The organism is Saccharothrix sp. NRRL B-16314 (assembly GCF_000716595.1).
GTDB lineage: Bacteria > Actinomycetota > Actinomycetes > Mycobacteriales > Pseudonocardiaceae > Actinosynnema.
The window spans coordinates 122,935-140,903 of the sequence record NZ_JNXC01000023.1 but is presented as its reverse complement, the minus strand read 5'-3'; the positions used below and the strand labels follow the sequence as shown (position 1 = coordinate 140,903).

Below are 17,969 nucleotides of genomic sequence, written 5' to 3'. Positions count from 1 at the left end.
CGGGTGGCGGATGCCTTCGAGGACGCGGACCTGGCCGGCTACTACGACCTGATCAACGAGTTCGGCGAGGGTGACCGCTTCTACCTGGAGCTGGTGCCGGCCGCCGACGCCGTGCTCGACGTGGGCTGCGGCACGGGCACGCTGCTCAAGGCCGCCCGCGCCGGCGGTCACCCCGGTCGGCTGGTCGGGCTCGACCCGGCCGAGGGCATGCTCCTGCAGGCGCGGCGCGAACCCGACGTGGAGTGGATCAGGGGCGACCTCGGCACGGTCGCGTTCGACGGCGGGTTCGACCTGGTCGTGATGACCGGGCACGCGTTCCAGGTCTTCCTCACCGACGACGAGGTGCGCACCCAGTTCACCGCGATCCGCCGGGCGCTCGACCCGGGCGGGCGGTTCGCGTTCGAGACCCGCAACCCCGGCGCGCGGGCGTGGGAGCGGTGGACGCCGGAGAACGGCACCGACATCGTCGGCCACGACGGGGAGCGGGTGCGCGTCGAGCACTTCGTGGAGAGCGTGGCGGACGGGCTGGTCACGATGACCGAGACGTTCAGCTGCCCGGACTGGCCGGAACCCCGCGTCGACCGCGGCACGCTGCGGTTCACCGACGCCGACCACCTCGACTCGCTGCCGGTCGGGACCGGGTTCGAGGTGGCCGAGCGCTACGGCTCCTGGGACCGCGCCGCGCTGACCGGCAGCAGCCGCGAGATCATCACGATCGCACGACCAGGTCGCACCCCGGCAGGTCTTCAGCGCTGATCACCAGGGCGCCGGTCGCCCGCACGAGCGGCAGCAGGGCGGTCAACGCCTGGCGTGCCAACGCTTCCGGTGGCGCCGCGGCCGGTTCGACGCCGTGCAGGGCGTGACGCTCCACAGTGGACAGCTCCGGCAGGGCGAACGTGACGCCGTGCAGCAGGCGGCGGACACCCATGTCCGCCAACGTGGTCAGGTTGTCCTCCACCGCGTCCAGGTCCTCGGGCAGACCGCGGTCGGTGAGGGTCGACGCGGCCAGGCTCAGCCACAGCTCCGGCGCCGCGAGCTCGGACGTGCGCAACGCCTCCGCCACCCGCGCGGCCAGGTCCGGGTCGCGCGACTGGTCCGGTGACAGCTGCACCAGCACCGGCAGCCGCTCGGCGGCGGCGAACTCGCACGCCTCGTCCAGCACCCACTCGGCCAGCGGGCCGCTCAGCCCCAGCTCGTCGGCGAACCGCAGGCACTCCGCGTGCGACACCGGGCCGCTTTCGGCGTCGTGCCACCGCAACCGGGCCGCCACCGCGACCTGCTCGCCGTCCCGCGTCACCGGCTTGTAGTCGAGCGCGATCTCGCCGTTCTGCAACGCGCCGGGCATGGTCGCGATCAGCGACAGCCGGGTGCGGTCGCGGGCGTCCTGCCCGGCGTCGTAGATGCCCCACTGGCCCTTGCCGCCGCTCTCCGCGCGGCGCAGCGTGCTGTGCGCCTGGCGCAGCAACGCCATCGCGTCCGACGCGCGCGCCGACGTCCGGACGAACCCCATGCCCGCGGACACGCCGACACCGTGCCCGGCGAGCTGCACCGGCTCGGTGATCGCGGCCTCGATCGACCGGGCCAACGCGGAGATCCCCGGCGTGGTCGGCGAATCCTCGATCAGCACCACGAACTCGTCGCCGCCGATCCGCGCCACGGTGGCGTTCTCGCCCGACACCACCTCGGTCAGCCGCCGCGCGACCACCTTCAGCAGTTCGTCGCCGTACTCGTAGCCGAGGCCGTCGTTCACGATCGCGACGCTGTCCACGTCCAGGTAGCACAACGTGATCGAGCCCGGCCGGCTCAGCACCTGCTCCACCTTCGGCAGGAACCCCTGCCGGTTCGGCAGCCCGGTCAGCACGTCGTGCAGCGCCTGGTGCCGCAGGTAGTCGCGGAGCACCCGCTGCTCGGTGGTGTCCTCGACCACGGCGACGTGCCACCGCGGCCGTCCGTCCGGGTCGCGCACCACCGACATGGCCACGTCCACCCACACCGGGTCGCCGGACGCGTCGGTGAACTCCCGCTGCACCTTGACCTCGTCCGCGACGAACAACGTGGACAGGTCGGCCGACGGCAGCATCGCCTCCAGCGCCGGGTTGGCCACCACCAGCGCGCCGTCCGCGTCGAAGATCGCGATGCCCGCGGTGGAACCGACGAAGACCTGCCGGAACAGCTCCGGCAGCTCCACGGCCCAGACCTCGCCCGCCGACAGCTCGCCCGCGGGCAGCTCGCCGTTCGGGCGCGCCACCAGGGCCGAGGCGGCGTCGCTCCCGGCCGGGATGGTTCGGGCCTGCTGGGTCATGTGGTGGTGTGCGGCGGTGGGTGAAGATCAGGTCGGTGAATCTTGCGGACCCGAGGCCATCGCCGTCAAGTGGCCGGCAGCGCAGCGGCCCGGCGTGCGAACGCCCCGCCACGGGCACCTGGATGCCGTGACGGGGCTAAACGCAGACCCAGTCGGTCATGACGGTCGTGCCGCCGACGTCGCAGCGGAACCGCACGGGACCGGAGGGCGGCGGGCCGAGCAGGAACATGCCCAGCTCGTCCAGCTCGGCGTCCTCCACCGGCCCGGTCGCCGTCAGCAGCCACACCCGGCCCGGCCGGGCGGGCAGCACCTGGCCCGCGACTCCGGCCTCGGTCACCTCGACCTGCACCGAGAAGCCCTCCGCGTCGAACACGAGCTGCCGCGCCGTCTGCGCCGCCCGCGCCCGCGCCACCAGCCCGGCGTCCAGGATCGAGTCGTAGCTCGTCAGCGCCACCAGCTCGGCGTCGACCGTGCGCCACGTGTACGCGGCACGCGCCGCCTGGAGCAGGTGCTCGGGCACGTCGCGCTCCTCGGCGAGCGCCGCGCGCAGCTCGCGCAGCAGCACCTCATCGCTTTCCCACCCCGGATCGTCCCTCAGCACCGAGCACACCTCCTCCGTCGACCGGGTGCGGGTCGACCAGCCGCAGCACCGCGGGAGTCTTGCGCAACTTGTCCAGGCACCTGATCCGGGTGGGCCCGATGCTGCCCACCGGCATCTCCAGCTCCTCGCTGACCGCCGCGTAGCTGGGCGGCGGGTCCGCCATGAGCTTCGCCAGCAAGGTCCGGCACTGCTCGGACAACGACCGGAAGCCCTCGCGCAGCGCCTGCCGACGCTGGGCGGCCTCCATCTCCTCGTCCAGGTCCGCGACCGCGTCGTCCGGGCTCGCCGGCTCGTCCTCGGACTGCGGGTCGTACGGCTGGGTGCGCTGCTGCATGCGCAGCATCCGCAGGCACTCGTTGCGGGTCGTCGTGGCGATCCACCCGGGCAGCGCGTCCGCCTCGCGGAGCCGGCCGACCTGCTCCACCAGCCGCAGCCACACCGTCTGGTGCACGTCCGCGACGTCCGCGGGGCGCAGCCGGTGCCGGTGCACCACCGCCAGGACGAGCGGCGTGTAGCGCTCGACGATCTCGTTCCAGGCGCGCTGGTCGCCCTCCGCCGCCGCCGCGACGAGCACGGCGATCGGGGATGCAAGGGTCACGTCCCCTCCTCTTGTCCAGGGGATGCTGCGCCTCCGCCCCGACCTGCACCGGTGCGGACCCCAGCCGGGTCACGGACTTCGGATTCGTTGCTGCCACACACTACGGAGCGCCGACCCCACCGCCAGATACAGCTAGTCGACCAGAACCCCGTAGCCGGGGAAGAACTCCGGTCCGGCCAGCAGGTGGTCGCGCGCCAGCGCCGCCGACAGGCCCAGGGTTGTCATCCTCTCGGCGATCCGCCCGGCGACGTGCGGCGCGGCGAACGACGTGCCCAGCCAGTACGCGAACCGGTCGTAGACCTCCGGGGTCTCACCCGGCAGCACCCACTGGCCCTTGAGGAACGTGCTGGTCCGGTTGCCGACCGCGCAGGCGTCCACCCAGTGCCCGTGATTGGAGTAGCAGGCCGGGCTCCGGGTGCCGTCGAGCTCCTGCGCGACCGCGGCCACGGCGACCACGCTGGGGAGGGCCGCGGGCCAACTCGGCCGGTTCGTGCCCTGGTTGCCCGCGGAGGCGACCACCACCACGTCGGTGGGCAGCGCCGCGACCGCGCGGCGGACCGGTTCGGACGCCACGTCGTCCTGGGTGAAGCAGCCGAGCGAGATGTTGACGACCTGGACCTTCTCGTCGAACGAGGACAGCGCCTTGACGAAGTCCTCCTCGGTGCCGATGCCGGCCGGGTCGAGCGCCTTCTCCGGGTCGAACCGGACACCGGGCGCGGCCTGCCGGACCACGCCCGCGACGAACGTGCCGTGCCCGCCTTCCACCGCGAACACGTCGTCGTGCGCGTAGGCGGCGTCGACCTCCTCGAGCTTGGCCAGGAACGCGCCGGAGAGCCACAGCGGGTGGTCGGTGCCGGCGCTCTTGGAGATGCCCGTGTCGACGACGCCGACGACGACGCCCTTGCCGTGCCCGAGGGAGGCCTTGTCCGGGTCCGGCAGCGGGCCGGCGACCTTCGGCGGCTGGCCGGGGTGGCCGTGCATGTTGCCGCCGTGGCCGACCAGCACGTGGTGCGGCTGCACGAACGGGGTGCGTTCACCGGGCCACTGCAGCGGGTCGCGCAGCAGGCGGACGATGTCCGGGATGTCGTCGGAATTGCGCGGCAGGACGAACCGGACCATTCCGGCGAAATCTCTGCCCCGCTGGTAGGCGATGCCGTTCTGGGCCAGTTTCCGGGCCACCCGATCGGCGTCCTGCGGAATGGTCAGCAGCTCAGCCGCGACGAAGATGAATTCCCGTCCGCGCTCCGCGTGGAGACGGTAGTTCTTGTGTTCGAGGAGGGCCTGGTGGAAGGCTTCTTGATACAGCTCGGAGCGATTCGATGGTTCGGACACCGAGGCCTCACAGCAGCGTCGACGGGTGCTGACCAGCAAGCTACCACAGCGGTCTTGGCAATAAGGTGGTTCCGTGACAGGGGTTTCCGCCGCCGCGGCACTCGAAGCCCGACAACGGGATCCGCGGGCGGCAATCGGGATGGGCCGTTCGGCGCTGAAGGCGGCGTGGGCCGCAGGTGACGCCGAGGAGGCGTCGATAGCCGAGCGCGCGATCGGGTTGTCACTGCGCGAACTGCACGACTTCGAAGGCGCGCTGACCCACCTGCGCCGGTCCGTCCGCGCCGCCGAACGCGCCGGTTCGACACGATTGGTGGCACTCGCCCGGGTGAGCCTCGCATTCGTGCTGTCGAACACCGGGCGCCACGCGCTGGCGTTGCGCGCCATCAACGCGGCGCTGCCCGAGCTGCGCGGCGGCGACGCGGACATCGCCCGCATGCAACGGGGCCTCGTCCTGCACTACCTCTGCCGGTACGAGGAGGCCCAGCGCGAGTACAACTGGGCGATCGAGGCCGCCCGCCGCACCGACGACAAGCTCGGCGAAGCGCGCGCCCGGAACAACCGGGGTCTCCTGCGCGCCTACACGGGCGGCCTGCGCGCGGCGGACGAGGACTTCGACCGCGCGGCCGTGCTGTACCGGGAGCTGGACCAGCGGCTGGCCGTCGCGGACGTGCGGTGGAACGCGGGCATCTCGGCGTCACGGGCGGGTGACGTGCCGAGGGCGTTGACCATGTTCGCCGAAGCCGAGCACGAGTACCGGCTGCTGGAGGTGCCGCGGCCCGCGCTGCTGATCAACCGGCTGGAGCTGCTGGTGTCCGTGCCGCTGCTGGAGGAGGCGCGGGCGGCGGCCGACCGGGCGCTCGCGGAACTGGGCGGCGACCTGGTGCTGGCCCGGTCCGAGGCCTTGTTCCACCGGGCCCGCATCGCGCTGCTGGAGGACGACCTCGACCTGGCCGTCGAGCTGGCGGTCGCGGCGCGCAAGGGGTTCCGCCGGGAGAAGCGCGAGGTATGGGAGGCGGGCGCCCGGCACGTCGAGCTGCGCGCGGCCTACCTGAGCGGGCAGCGGACCAGGGCACTGGTGACCGCGCTGACGCGGGTGGCGTCCCGGCTGGACGAGCTCGGCTGGCGGATGGCGGGCCTGGAGGCGCGGGTCGACGCCGCCCTGGTCGCCCGGGACATCGGCGACCGCAAGCGGGCGGTGGCCGAGCTGTCGACGGCGGGCGCTGCCCGGCGCGGCGGCCCGGCGGCGCACCGCGTGCAGGGCTGGTACGCCGAGGCGCTGCGGCGCGACCTGCTGGGCAACCGGCGCGGCGCGCAGATCGCGTTGCGGCAGGGCTTGGCGCTGCTGGACGAGTACCGGGTGTCGCTCGGCGCGTCGGAGCTGCGGGCGTTGAGCGGCGCGCAGGGCAAGGCGCTGGCGTTGGAAGGCCTGCGGACGGCGGTGGCCGGCGGGCAGGCCGGGCGGGTGCTGAGCTGGGCCGAGGCGTGGCGGGCGGGCGCGCTGCGGATGACACCGGCCCGGCCGCCGGAGGACTCCGGGCTGGCCGACGCGCTGGCCGAGCTGCGGGCCGTGACGGCCGACCTGGAAGCGGCGTCCACGGCGGGTCGCCCGACGGCGGCGCTGCGGCAGCGGCAGGTGCGCGGCGAGCAGCGGGTGCGTGAGCTGACCCGGCAGGCCGGTGGCGGCGGCGCGGTGTTCAAGCCGCCCGCCGTGCGCGATTTGGCGCGGGCCCTGGGCTCGTCGGCGCTGGTGGAGTACATCGACCACGACGGCGCGTTGCTGGCCGTGGTGGTGGCGGGCGGCCGGGCGTCGCTGCACCGCCTCGGTCCGCTGGACGCCGCCCTGCGCGAACTGCGGCTGCTGCGGTTCGCCCTGCACCGGCTGGTCACGCTGCCCGAGCACGTCGACCGGACGGCGGTCCGCGCGGGTGCCGAGCACGCGGCGAAGTTGTTGCAGGACAGGCTGTTGGAGCCGGTGCGGCGGCGGCTCGACGACCGGCCGCTGGTGCTCGTGCCGACCGGGAAGCTGGGCGGCCTGCCGTGGTCGGCGCTGCCTGCGTGCCGCGGCCGGTCGGTGACCGTCGTGCCGTCGGCGACGGTGTGGCTGCGCGCCGCCACCTCCACCCTGATCTCACACGACCGGGTGGTCTTGGCGGCGGGTCCGCGGCTGCCGGCCGCGCCGACCGAGATCGCCGCGATCGACGCGGGCTCGCCACCGGGCGGCTCCGCGTCGGTGCTGGTGGGCGCGTCCGCGACGGTGGACGCGGTGGCGGCGGCGATGGACGGCGCACCGCTGGCGCACGTGGCGGCGCACGGCTCGTTCCGCGCGGACAACCCGCTGTTCTCCGCGCTGGAACTCGCCGACGGTCCGCTCACCGTCTACGACCTGGAGCGGCTGCGCACCCCGCCGGCGCGGGTCGTGCTGTCCGCGTGCGACTCGGGCCTGTCCGCGGTGCGGCCCGGTGACGAGCTGATGGGGTTCACCGCCGCCCTGCTCGGGCTCGGCACCCGGACCCTGGTCGCGCCGGTCGTCCCGGTGCCCGCCGAGGTCACCACACCGCTGATGGTCGACCTGCACCGCCGGCTGGGCAAGGGCGACTCGCCCGCGGTGGCGTTGGCCGGCGCGCAGGAAGCGCACCGGGACGACAGCGACGCCGCGTACGCCGCCGGCGCCGGGTTCCTCTGCTTCGGTGCCTAGTGCGTCGGGGTTCGTGGAGGCGCTGCCACACCAGTAGGTTGGCCGGGTGGACGCACACGACATGCTCGCCGTGGCGGTGGCCGAGGCCCGCGCGGGACTCGCCGAGGGCGGCATCCCGATCGGCGCGGCGCTGTTCGCCGCCGACGGCACCCTCCTCGGTCGCGGCCACAACCGGCGCGTGCAGGACGGCGACGCCTCCACCCACGCCGAGACCGCCGCGTTCCGCGCCGCGGGACGTCGGGCCGGCTACCGGGACACGATCATGGTCACCACGCTGTCACCCTGCTGGTACTGCAGCGGTCTCGTGCGCCAGTTCGGGATACCCCACGTGGTGATCGGCGAGGCCCGGACGTTCCACGGCGGTCACGACTGGCTCGCCGGGAACGGGGTGCGGATCACCCTCCTGGACGACCCGGAGTGCGCCCGGCTGATGACCGACTTCATCGCCGCCCGACCGGAACTGTGGTTCGAGGACATCGGCGAGGACCGGGCCTGACGCAGTGGTGAGCCCTGGCGGGCGCACTGCCCCCGAGGGGGCCGTGCGCTGCGCCGTCAGGACTGTCCACCGGTTCGGCTAGAACCGGCTCAACGCCTCTTCGACGGAACCGACGACCGTGAACACGGAGTTCAGGCCGGTCGCCTCGATCGGCCGCTGCGTCGCCCGGCTGGTCGCGACCAGCACCAGCGGGATGCCCAGTTCGCTCGCCCGCTGGCGGCCGACCACCAGCGACTCCAGGCCTGCGGAGCCGAGGAAGCGCACGCCGCCCAGGTCCACCACCACGGCCCGCACCTTCTCGGCCAGGTGCTCCTGGAGCGGCCTGGCCAACTCGTCCGCACTGCTCGTGTCCAGCTCTCCGGACACGTGTAGCACCACCACGCCGTCCGAGGGTCTGTCGACCCTCACGGAAGCGAGCGTCGCCGCGGGTTCCGGCACTCGGGTTCTCCTCTCACTCGGTCGACGCCGGAGCGGCGTCGACTTCACGGTAGTCCTCAGAAGGCCTCGTCGACCGTCTCGGCGAGGACCAGGTCGACGAGCCTGCGCGCGTCGGGCGAGCTGCCGAACGCCCTGCGCTGCCGCGCCGCGCCGCTGCCGTGCGAGTCGAGCCACCCGAGGTGGTCCTCCACAGTGGACAGGGCGCCGGCGTCGCGGAGCGCGTTGCCGCACCAGGCAACGAGTTCGGCGAGTCGGTGGCGCGCGGGCACCAGGTTACCGGTGCGCGGGTCGACCGCCAGACCGTCGACGCCGTCACGGGCGGCACGCCAGTAGGCGGCGCGCAACAGCACGTCATTCACCCGTTCGGCATCACCCGTGTCGGCGGCGGTGCGGGCGAACGCGCGGATGATCTCGGCGATGACGACGGCCTCGCGGGCGGTCATCGGGATGTCGGACACCCGCACCTCGACCGTCGGGTGCTGCGCGGACGGGCGGACGTCCCAGTAGACCATCCCGGCGTCGAGCAGCACCTCGGTCGACTCCAGGGCGCTCACCAGCCGGTCGTACTCGTCACCCGACTCCAGGTGCGGCGGCGGGCCGCTGATCGGCCAGCGGGACCAGACGACCGAGCGCCAGCTCGCGTACCCGGTGTCCTCGGCCTGCTCGATGGGGGAGTTGGCGCTCAACGCGAGCAACGTCGGCAGCCACGGGCGCAGGGCGTTGGACACGCGCACCGCGACGTCCCGGTCAGGCACGCCCACGTGGACGTGCATGCCGCAGACGCCCTGGCCACCGATGACCTTGCGGTGCGAGTACCGCATCAGCCGGTAGCGGACGTCGTCGGTGTCCGGCGGCGGTCCGAGCGTGCCGATCGGCGGGACCGCGGAGGCCAGCAGCCGGCAGCCCGCCGCGTGCGCGGCCTTCGCCAGGTGGGCCCGGCCGAGCATGACCTGCTCCGCCAACTCCTCGGCCGTCGCGCACACCGGCGTGGCCACCTCGATCTGGAACGGGGTCAGCTCGCGCTGCACGTCCAGGCTGGTTCCCGCGTGCTGCGCGACCGACTCGGCGAGCGGCACGGGTCGGCGCGACTCCGGGTCCACGAGCAGGAACTCCTGCTCGACCCCCGCGGTCCACGGCGGTGTCATGACGCACTCGTACCCAATCGGAGGACTTTTCAATCCTCCGTGTCGGGTGGTTTGCCGGGGTCCGCCGGTCCTCGATCACTCCCGCAGCAGCGCGCCCACGTCCTCGTGCAGCCGAACCGCCTCGCCGACGAGCGCGATCTCGGCGCCACAGGCGACAGCCCGCATCGGCAGCACCTCGTCGGCCCGCCCACCGTCGACCTCCTGCGACCCCACGAGGGTGTCGGTGAGCAGCAACGTGTCGACGTTCCCGGCCTCCAGCGCCCGCGCCACGGCCTCCAGCCCGTGCACCGCGCGCCCGGTGACCCGGGTCGACTCGTCCCGGAACCGCTCGACCACCGCCCGCCGAGCGTCCTTGTTCGCCCGGCCCGCCAGGTGCAGCACCGCCCGGTCCGGCGACCCCTCCACCTCGACCACCAGGTGGTGGTACCGGGTGGGCAGTGCCACCCGCAGCGATCGCCGCCCGGCCGCGGGTCCGGCCAGCACGAGCAGCGGTGCGTCCAGGCGGTCCACCAGCGTGGCCGCCTCCTCGGCGACGTCCGCCAACTCGGCCGCGTCCAACCGCCGCCCCGGTCGCCGCGCGCCCACCGTCGCCACGGCCACCGGCCGCCCGGTCGGGTCCACCGCGCGCAGGTCCGCGCCGTGCTCGCCGACCTCGACAACCACGTGCGGCAGGAGCGGTTGGGAGAGGGCGACCAGCGGGAGCACGTACGGGAGCGGTCCGTAGCGCGCGGTGTAGCCGGGCGGCGGGACGGGGACGTAGCGGTCGAGCAGGATCCGCCCGCCGCCCACGACCAGCCCGCGGCCGGCCAGGCCGCGCGGGGTCACGCTCGAAGTGATCGCGTTGTGCGCCAACGCGACCAGGAACGCGTCGGCCTGCTGGGCCTGGAGCTGATCGCGCATCGCCCGCCACCGCAGGTCCACGTGATCGCCTACGTCGAGGAACACGGAGACGAACGGGCCCTCGACGTCGAGCAGGTTGTGGAGACTCGCCGTGTGCATCGGTCCTCCCCGATCGGTCACTCGGGTGGTACCCGAAAGTGGCTCGATGCAACCGTTCTGGTGGAGTGGCACGGGAGGCGGACGGGTGGGGGCCGGCGGTGGCGGTGCGCGAAAGCGTGGCCGTGTAACGCGAAAGTGTGAGGCGCCCGAAGCAGTGGGGGTCAGGGGGAGGGGGTGGTGCGGTTGGAGTGCTGTTCGCACCAGGCGCAGCTCTCGGCCACGGCCACCGAGGCGAAGCCGATCAGGAGGTGCACCACGTTCCCCACCGTGCCGGCGTCCATCACGCCACCGGGCTCACCCACGCCGAAGGCGAACACGACCAGGTACACCACGCCCAGCAGCGTCCCGGCGAGTCGGGCCACCCGCGTGCGCGTCGCCGCCGCGCCGATCACCACACCGGTCACCACGTGCAACACCCCCGGCGGCACGTCACCGCGCACGAAATCCACCACACCCCACAGCGTGAGCACCACACCCAACGCCAAGGCTGCCCGCTGCGGCCACGCGAGGCTCTCCAGGCTCGTCACCACTGCGACCACCCCTTCCACGGGCAGTGTGCGGTTCGGTCACTGAGCGCTATCACTGCTCATCATCGAGCAGAGACCGCAATCGGGCCAGAGATCGGCTCAAAAGCCGTGAAACGTGCATCTGCGACACGCCGACCGAGTCCGCGATCTGGCTCTGCGTCATGTTCCGGAAGAACCGCAGCACCACGATCTTCCGCTCCCTCTTGGGCAGCCCGCGCAGCATCGGATCCAGCGCGTGGTGCAGCTCGACCACTTCCAGGGCCGGATCGTCGCAGATCAGGGAGTCGGCGTAGGTCAACTCGTCGCTGGTGGACTGCTCGTCCAACGACAGCAGGTGGTACGCCGACGTCGCGTGCAGCCCTTCGTACACCTCGTCCACCGCGATCCCGAGGTGCCGCGCGACCTCGCTGGGCGTCGGCGTCCGCCCGGTGTGCCGGGACAGCTCCACCCGCGCCAGGTCGATGGCGACGCACAGCTCCTTCAACCGCCGCGGCACGCGCACGGCCCACCCCTGGTCACGCAGGTACCGCCGCACCTCGCCGGTGATGGTGGGCACCGCGAACGCCAGGAAGTCGATCCCCCGCGACACGTCGAACCGGTCGACCGCGTTGATCAGCCCGACCGCCGCCACCTGCCGCAGGTCCTCGACCGACTCGCCGCGCTCGGCGAACCGGTCGGCGATGTGCCTGGCCATCGGCAGGTGCTCGGTCACCAGCCGGTCGCGCAGCCGCTGGTAGCGCTCGCCGTCCCGGTCGGCCTCCGCCAGCTCGTGGAACAGCGGCTGGTAGTCCACCGCGTTCATCCGGGACACCCGCTCATGCCCGACACCTCAGCTCTACCCGCAACCGGCCTTCGCCGTCGACCCAGGTGGCCACCGCGTCGGTCACGGAACTGACCACCCTCCAGTACAACGAGTCATGGTCGGGCACGGTCACGGCGGCGGACCTGACCTCCGCCCGGAAGCGCACGGAATCACCTTCACGAGCGAACTGGCACCGCAGTTCGGACGAGGGCGCCAGCGACCGCGCGATGAGCGCCGTGCATGCCTCGTCGACCGCGATGACCAGGTCGATGGCCAGCTCAGGCGTGGACCGGGCGAGCGCACCCGCGACCGCGCGGACGGTCGAGAGGTAGGCCGGTCTCGCCGCCACCCTGAGCTCAAGTTCCGAGCCGTCCATGTGTGGCGAACGCTCCTCACAACCCCGGTTGACGTCGCCGAGGGCATACCCACGGCCACCCCCCGCTACACCCGTCCACACAGGACTGAGCAACAGAATCGTGAAAGCCGAACATGCCGTGAGCTGGTTCATCACGGTTTGCGAACAGCGGTAGGTAACCATGTGATCGGAGTCATACTGATCGCCACCCCGACACCCCCACGGAGGCGCCTGGTGCTTGAGGCGAACAACCTTGAGGTGGTCTACGACGACGTGATGCTGGTGCTGCGCGGTGTGAGCCTGAAGGTGCCCGAAGGGCGCATCGTCGCACTTCTCGGCGCCAACGGAGCAGGTAAGACGACCCTGCTCAGGGCGTTGTCCGGCCTGCTCGACGTGCACGACGGCAAGATCACCCGAGGTCGGATCACGCTCGACGGAGAACCTGTCCACCGCTCCTCCCCGACCCGCATCGCGTCGCTCGGCGTGAAGCAGGCGCTGGAGGGCAGGCGCATCCTCGGCGAGCTCACGGTCGAGGAGAACCTGCGCGTCGGCGGGCACAGCAGGCCGCGCGGCATCAAGCAGAACCTCGAACGCATGTACGAATTGTTCCCCAGGCTGAAGGAGCGGCGAAGGCAGAGCGCGGGCTACCTGTCCGGCGGCGAGCAGCAGATGCTGTCCATCGGCCGGGCGCTCATGTCCGAGCCGCGCTACCTGCTGCTGGACGAGCCCAGCCTCGGCCTCGCGCCGCTCATGGTGCAGCAGATCCGCGACCTCATCGTGAAGATCAACGCGGCGGGCACGACCGTGCTGCTGGTCGAGCAGAACGCGACCATGGCGCTGTCCATCGCCGACCACGGCTACGTGCTGGAGAACGGCAAGGTCGTGATGGACAAGCAGGCCGCCGCGCTGCTGGCCGACGAGGACGTGCGCGAGTTCTACCTGGGCCTGCGCGGCGAGGGCGCCACGCAGTCGTTCCGCGACGTGAAGCACTACAAGCGGCGGAAGCGGTGGTTGTCGTGAGCCTTCCCGACGAGGGCGCTCGGGCGAACGTCCTGGAGATGGACGACGTGACGCTGGCGTTCGACGGCGTCACGGCCGTCGACGGCGTGTCGTTCCACGTGGCCGCGGGCGAGTTGTTCGCGATCATCGGTCCCAACGGCGCGGGCAAGACGTCGATCTTCAACGTGCTGTCCGGCGTCTACCGGCCGCAGAAGGGCTCGGTCCGGTTCCTCGGCGCCGAGATCGTGGGCAGGCGCCCGCACAAGATCGCCGCCATGGGCGTCGCCCGGACGTTCCAGAACATCGAGCTGTTCGGGCACCTTTCCGTGGTGGAGAACCTGATGCTGGGCCGGCACAACCACATGCGGTACGGGGCGCTCGCCGCGTTCGCGTGGGTGGGCCGGGCCCGGCGCGAAGAGCTGGCGAACCGGGCGGCCGTGGAGGAGGTCGTCGACTTCCTCGAACTGGAGCAGTGGCGCGGCCACCCCGTCGGCCTGCTGCCGTACGGCGTGCAGAAGCGCGTCGAGCTCGGGCGCGCGCTCGCGATGGAGCCGAAGGTGCTCCTGCTGGACGAGCCGGTCGCGGGCATGAACGTCGAGGAGACCGAGGACATGGCGCGGTTCGTGCTGGACGTCCGGGACGAGCTCGGCATCGCGATGGTCATGGTCGAGCACGACATGGGCCTGGTGATGGACCTCGCGGACCGGGTGATGGTGCTGGACTTCGGCAAGCCCATCCGGACCGGCACGCCCACCGAGGTGCAGCAGGACCCGAACGTGGTGCGCGCCTACCTGGGCGAGGCGCACCAGACCGTGGGAGGTGGCGCATGACCAGCCCCACCGCCAGCCCGACCGCCACCGCCCGGACCACCATCGTCACCCGCGTGCGTGACCGGGCGGGATCGGCGCCGGACGCGGTGGCGTTGCGGGCCAAGGACTTCGGCATCTGGCGCGAGGTCACCTGGTCGCGGTACTGGGACCAGTCGGAGCTGGTCGGGCACGCCCTGCTGGCGCTCGGCGTCGAGGCGGGGGACCGGGTCGCGATCCACTCGGAGAACCGCCGGGAGTGGCTCTACTCCGACATCGGCGCGGTGGCCGTCCGCGCGATCACCGTGGGCCTGTACCCGACGAACCCGGCGAGCGAGGTGGCCTACCTGCTGTCGCACTCCGGCGCCCGCGTGCTCATCGCCGAGGACCAGGAGCAGGTGGACAAGGCGCTCGCCGTGCTGGACGCCCTGCCCGACCTGGAGCGCATCGTCTACCTGGAGCCGCGCGGCATCCGGCACCGCTACGACAACCCGAAACTGCTGGCCTGGGACGACTTCCTGGCGCTCGGCGCGCAGCACCGGGACGCCGACCCGGGCGCGGTGGACCGGCGGATGCGGGCGGCCGAGCCGGACGACGTGATGACGTTGATCTACACGTCCGGCACCACCGGGCCGCCCAAGGGCGCGATGCTCACCGTGGCGAACGTCGAGTTCGCCATCGAGTCGCTGGTCGACGGCGGCGGGTTCACCGACCCACCGCCGTCGCCGAAGGACGTCACCCTCTCGTACCTGCCGCTGTGCCACGTGGCCGAGCGCATCTTCACCACGTGGTTCAGCGCGTCGGCCGGTGTCCAGGTGCACTTCGCCGAATCCATCGAGACCGTGCAGGCGAACCTGCGCGAGGTGCAGCCGACGATCCTGTTCGGGGTGCCCCGGATCTGGGAGAAGGTGCTGGCGGGCATCACGATCAGCGCGTCCAGCGCGACCCCGTTCAAGCGGCTGATGACCCGGTGGTGGCTGCGGGTGGCCGACGGGCTCGGTGAACGACTGGTCCGCAACGGCGGCAGGCACACGGTCGGCACCCGGCTGAAGTACGGCGTGGGCTGGCTGTTCTGCTACCGCGCGCTGAAGGCGCGGATCGGGATGCGGCACATCCGGTACGCGTCGTCGGGCGCCGCGCCCATCGCGCCGGAGGTGCTGCGGTTCTTCATGGGCATCGGCGTGCCGATGCACGAGGTGTACGGGATGACCGAGAACAGCGCCATCGCCACCGGCAACCGGCCCGGCCGGGTGAAGGTCGGCACGGTCGGCGAGCCCCAACGCGGCGTGGAGCTGCGGATCGCCGACGACGGCGAGATCCAGACCCGGCACCCCGGCGTCTTCGCGGGCTACTGGCGCGACGACGACGCGACCCGGCGGGCGATGACCCCGGACGGGTGGCTGCGCACGGGTGACGTCGGCGTGTGGGTGGACGGCACGCACGTCCGGATCACCGACCGGATGAAGGACATCATCATCACCGCGGGCGGCAAGAACGTGGCGCCGTCGGAGGTCGAGAACGCGCTGAAGACCTCGCCGTACATCAAGGAAGCCATCGTGGTGGGCGACCAGCGGCCGTACCTGGTCGCGCTGATCGGCATCGAGCAGGACACCGTCGGCCACTGGGCCAGGCAGCGCCGGATCGCCTACACCACCTACCGCGACCTGGCGGAGAAGGACGAGGTGCGGGAGTTGGTGCAGGACATCGTCACGAAGGTCAACGAGAAGTTCGCCTCCGTGGAGCAGGTGAAGAAGTTCCGCATGCTGCCCAAGGAGCTCGACCACGAGGACGGCGAGCTGACCGCGACGCAGAAGGTGAAGCGGTCGGCGCTGGCCAAGGTGTTCGGCGACCTCGTCGACGACATGTACCTCGGGGGTCGCGGATGAGCGAGTTCGTGCAGTCGATGCTCCGCGGCCTGGGCTCCGGGTCGATCTACGCGCTGCTGGCGCTGGGTTTCGTCATCATCTACAAGTCCACCAGGGTGATCAGCTTCGCCCAGCCGGCGTTCATGCTGGCGGGCGCGGTGCTGGTCAGCTACCTCGCCGCGGACATCGGGTTCTTCGCGGCCGTGCCGGTCGCCGCGGTGCTGATCGCGGTGCTGGCGCTGGGCGTCGAGCGGACCGTGCTGCGACCGATGATCGGCAAGCCGGTGTTCGTGGTCGCGATCATCACCATCGGTGTGGACGTGGTGGTGCGGGTGGTGACCAACTCGTTCATCGGGCTGGACGTCCGCCAGGTGGGCGACCCGTGGGGCCTGTCAACGGTGACGCTGCTCGGCGTCGACGTGCAGCAGCGGTACCTGGTGATGTTCGCGACGACGGCGGTCGTGGTCGCCGTGCTGTTCGCGTTCTTCCGCTTCTCCCGGATCGGGCTGGCCATGCGCGCGGTGGCCTACGACCAGGAGGTCGCGCTGGCGCAGGGCATCTCGGTCGGTTCCGTGTTCGCCCTGTCGTGGGCCATCGCGGGCGGGCTGGCGGCGCTGGCCGGCGTGTTCGTGGCCACCGGCGCCGGTGTCGACCAGCAGCTGTGGGTGATCGCGCTGAAGGCGTTGCCGGCGATCATCCTCGGCGGGCTGGACTCGCTCGGCGGCGCGGTCGTCGGCGGGCTCGCGGTCGGGGTCGTGGAATCGCTCGTCGGCACCTACCAGGGTGACGTCGCGCCGTGGCTCGGGCCGAACTTCGCGCTCGTCGCGCCGTACGTGCTGATGCTGGTCGTGCTGCTCGTCCGGCCCTACGGGCTGTTCGGCAGCAAGGAGGTGGAACGAGTGTGAAGGGCCGTCCCGGGCTGTACACCTCTTACGCGCAGGACACGGCGTTCCTCAACACGCGGCCGAAGCGGGCGTGGACGGGTGCGCTGGTGGTGTTCGCGCTGCTCCTGCCGTTCGCCGTCACCGACGACCTGCTGATGCTGCTGGCCACCGGTTTCGTGGCGGCGATCGGCGCGATCGGGCTGAACATCGTGACCGGGTACGCCGGTCAGGTGTCGTTGGGCCACGCGTTCTTCCTGGCCATCGGCGCGTACACGGGCGCCGCGCTGTCGGGCGACCCGGACGGTCGGGTGCTCGGGTTCGGCGTGACGGAGCTGCCGGTGTGGCTGCTGGCGTCCGGGCTGGTCGCCGGGCTCGCGGGGCTGGTCGTGGCCCCGATCGCGGCCCGGCTGCGCGGGCTGTACCTGGCGATCGTGACGCTGGGGCTGGTGTTCCTCGGCGAGCACGTGTTCCGGGAGTGGACGTCGCTGACCGGTGGCCCCGGTGTGGGCCGGCCGGCGGCGGTGCCGGAGCTGTTCGGCGTTCGGCTGGACCGGGCGTCGGCCTTCTTCACCGGGCCGCAGCAGCTGTACCTGCTGATGTTCGTGCTGCTGGTGATCTTCGGCGTGCTGGCGCGGAACCTGGTGCGGTCGCGGATCGGGCGGGCGTTCGCGGCGGTGCGGGACCGGGACCTGGCGGCGGCCGTGATCGGGGTCGACCTGACCCGGTACAAGGCGCTGGCGTTCGCCGTGTCGTCGTTCTACGCCGGTGTGGCGGGCTCGTTGCTGTTCGTGGTCAACGGGTTCTTCGACCCCGGCTCGTTCGGCCTGCTGCTGTCGGTGCAGTACATCGCCATGGTGCTCATCGGCGGTGCGGGCACGATCTCCGGCGCCGTCATGGGCGCGCTGTTCATCACGCTGCTGCCGCGCATCACCCGGGAACTCCCGACGGTGTTGCCGTTCATCAGCGCCGACGCCACCGGCGGGATCTCGGTGTTCCAGGTCGAGGCGGTCCTCTACGGACTGCTGCTCGTGGTGTTCCTGATCGTGGAGCCGCGGGGCCTGTTCGGAATCTGGGTGCGCGTGCGCAACTACTGGCGCACTTGGCCTTTCTCGTACTGAAAGGGTG

General features: G+C 72.0%; 18 protein-coding genes. 8 read left to right on the top strand and 10 right to left on the bottom strand.

The window, feature by feature from the left end; translation table 11 throughout:
* The first annotated feature begins 3 nt into the window (after positions 1-3).
* A complete protein-coding gene (locus tag OQ02_RS28375; RefSeq protein ID WP_033441648.1) occupies positions 4-756 on the top strand; it encodes a class I SAM-dependent methyltransferase in 753 nt (250 codons plus the stop codon).
* Here the strand turns inward: OQ02_RS28375 and OQ02_RS28370 are convergent.
* The 4 genes from OQ02_RS28370 to OQ02_RS28355 all read right to left on the bottom strand — a co-directional run bounded on the left by OQ02_RS28370 (position 710) and on the right by OQ02_RS28355 (position 4,680).
* Positions 710-2,302 (bottom strand): diguanylate cyclase domain-containing protein, encoded by a 1,593-nt coding sequence (locus OQ02_RS28370; protein ID WP_051772892.1) that lies wholly within the window; start codon positions 2,300-2,302, stop codon positions 710-712. The genes OQ02_RS28375 and OQ02_RS28370 overlap by 47 nt on opposite strands.
* A 136-nt stretch (positions 2,303-2,438) precedes the next feature.
* On the bottom strand, positions 2,439-2,903 hold the full coding sequence (locus tag OQ02_RS28365) for a hypothetical protein (protein ID WP_231500264.1): 465 nt from the start codon (positions 2,901-2,903) through the stop codon (positions 2,439-2,441).
* Positions 2,869-3,501: an RNA polymerase sigma factor gene (locus OQ02_RS28360; protein ID WP_033441647.1), complete on the bottom strand. Its 633-nt coding sequence runs from the start codon at positions 3,499-3,501 to the stop codon at positions 2,869-2,871. The genes OQ02_RS28365 and OQ02_RS28360 overlap by 35 nt, the downstream gene beginning before the upstream one ends.
* A 132-nt stretch (positions 3,502-3,633) precedes the next feature.
* A complete protein-coding gene (locus OQ02_RS28355) occupies positions 3,634-4,680 on the bottom strand; it encodes a S8 family peptidase (protein WP_231500263.1) in 1,047 nt (348 codons plus the stop codon).
* Between the two features lie 226 nt (positions 4,681-4,906).
* On the opposite strand from OQ02_RS28355, the gene OQ02_RS28350 reads away from it, so the two are divergent.
* Together OQ02_RS28350 and OQ02_RS28345 are read left to right on the top strand one after the other, a co-directional pair.
* Positions 4,907-7,528, top strand: a complete 2,622-nt coding sequence (locus OQ02_RS28350) for a CHAT domain-containing protein (protein ID WP_051772891.1) — start codon at positions 4,907-4,909, stop codon at positions 7,526-7,528.
* Between the two features lie 61 nt (positions 7,529-7,589).
* Positions 7,590-8,024: a nucleoside deaminase gene (locus OQ02_RS28345; RefSeq protein WP_033441703.1), complete on the top strand. Its 435-nt coding sequence runs from the start codon at positions 7,590-7,592 to the stop codon at positions 8,022-8,024.
* Between the two features lie 78 nt (positions 8,025-8,102).
* Here OQ02_RS28345 and OQ02_RS42805 read toward each other — a convergent pair whose 3' ends face one another.
* The 6 genes from OQ02_RS42805 to OQ02_RS28315 all read right to left on the bottom strand — a co-directional run bounded on the left by OQ02_RS42805 (position 8,103) and on the right by OQ02_RS28315 (position 12,311).
* Entirely contained in the window at positions 8,103-8,432 is a 330-nt protein-coding gene (locus OQ02_RS42805) for an STAS domain-containing protein (RefSeq protein ID WP_033441702.1), read from the bottom strand.
* 86 nt (positions 8,433-8,518) lie between these two features.
* Positions 8,519-9,607 (bottom strand): carboxylate-amine ligase, encoded by a 1,089-nt coding sequence (locus OQ02_RS28335; RefSeq protein WP_033441645.1) that lies wholly within the window; start codon positions 9,605-9,607, stop codon positions 8,519-8,521.
* A 75-nt stretch (positions 9,608-9,682) separates the two neighbouring features.
* Positions 9,683-10,606 carry a baeRF2 domain-containing protein gene (locus tag OQ02_RS28330; RefSeq protein WP_033441644.1) on the bottom strand — a complete coding sequence of 308 codons (924 nt, stop codon included), beginning with the start codon at positions 10,604-10,606 and terminating at the stop codon, positions 9,683-9,685.
* A 161-nt stretch (positions 10,607-10,767) separates the two neighbouring features.
* Positions 10,768-11,133 (bottom strand): hypothetical protein, encoded by a 366-nt coding sequence (locus tag OQ02_RS28325; RefSeq protein ID WP_156077354.1) that lies wholly within the window; start codon positions 11,131-11,133, stop codon positions 10,768-10,770.
* Positions 11,134-11,185: 52 nt separating this feature from the next.
* Positions 11,186-11,935: a SigB/SigF/SigG family RNA polymerase sigma factor gene (locus OQ02_RS28320; protein ID WP_033441642.1), complete on the bottom strand. Its 750-nt coding sequence runs from the start codon at positions 11,933-11,935 to the stop codon at positions 11,186-11,188.
* 13 nt (positions 11,936-11,948) lie between these two features.
* The gene (locus OQ02_RS28315) at positions 11,949-12,311 is read right to left on the bottom strand and encodes an ATP-binding protein (protein WP_033441641.1); all 363 of its coding nucleotides are present in this window, start codon (positions 12,309-12,311) and stop codon (positions 11,949-11,951) included.
* Positions 12,312-12,524: 213 nt separating this feature from the next.
* Between OQ02_RS28315 and OQ02_RS28310 the strand changes: the two genes are divergently transcribed.
* The 5 genes from OQ02_RS28310 to OQ02_RS28290 are packed head-to-tail and all read left to right on the top strand — an operon-like array spanning position 12,525 to position 17,962.
* On the top strand, positions 12,525-13,310 hold the full coding sequence (locus OQ02_RS28310) for an ABC transporter ATP-binding protein (RefSeq protein WP_033441640.1): 786 nt from the start codon (positions 12,525-12,527) through the stop codon (positions 13,308-13,310).
* A complete protein-coding gene (locus OQ02_RS28305) occupies positions 13,307-14,119 on the top strand; it encodes an ABC transporter ATP-binding protein (protein ID WP_033441639.1) in 813 nt (270 codons plus the stop codon). The genes OQ02_RS28310 and OQ02_RS28305 overlap by 4 nt, the downstream gene beginning before the upstream one ends.
* The gene (locus OQ02_RS28300; RefSeq protein WP_033441638.1) at positions 14,116-15,981 is read left to right on the top strand and encodes an AMP-dependent synthetase/ligase; all 1,866 of its coding nucleotides are present in this window, start codon (positions 14,116-14,118) and stop codon (positions 15,979-15,981) included. The genes OQ02_RS28305 and OQ02_RS28300 overlap by 4 nt, the downstream gene beginning before the upstream one ends.
* Positions 15,978-16,865: a branched-chain amino acid ABC transporter permease gene (locus tag OQ02_RS28295; RefSeq protein WP_033441637.1), complete on the top strand. Its 888-nt coding sequence runs from the start codon at positions 15,978-15,980 to the stop codon at positions 16,863-16,865. Before OQ02_RS28300 ends, OQ02_RS28295 begins: the two co-directional genes overlap by 4 nt.
* Positions 16,862-17,962 carry a branched-chain amino acid ABC transporter permease gene (locus tag OQ02_RS28290; RefSeq protein ID WP_033441636.1) on the top strand — a complete coding sequence of 367 codons (1,101 nt, stop codon included), beginning with the start codon at positions 16,862-16,864 and terminating at the stop codon, positions 17,960-17,962. Before OQ02_RS28295 ends, OQ02_RS28290 begins: the two co-directional genes overlap by 4 nt.
* Positions 17,963-17,969 lie beyond the last annotated feature (7 nt).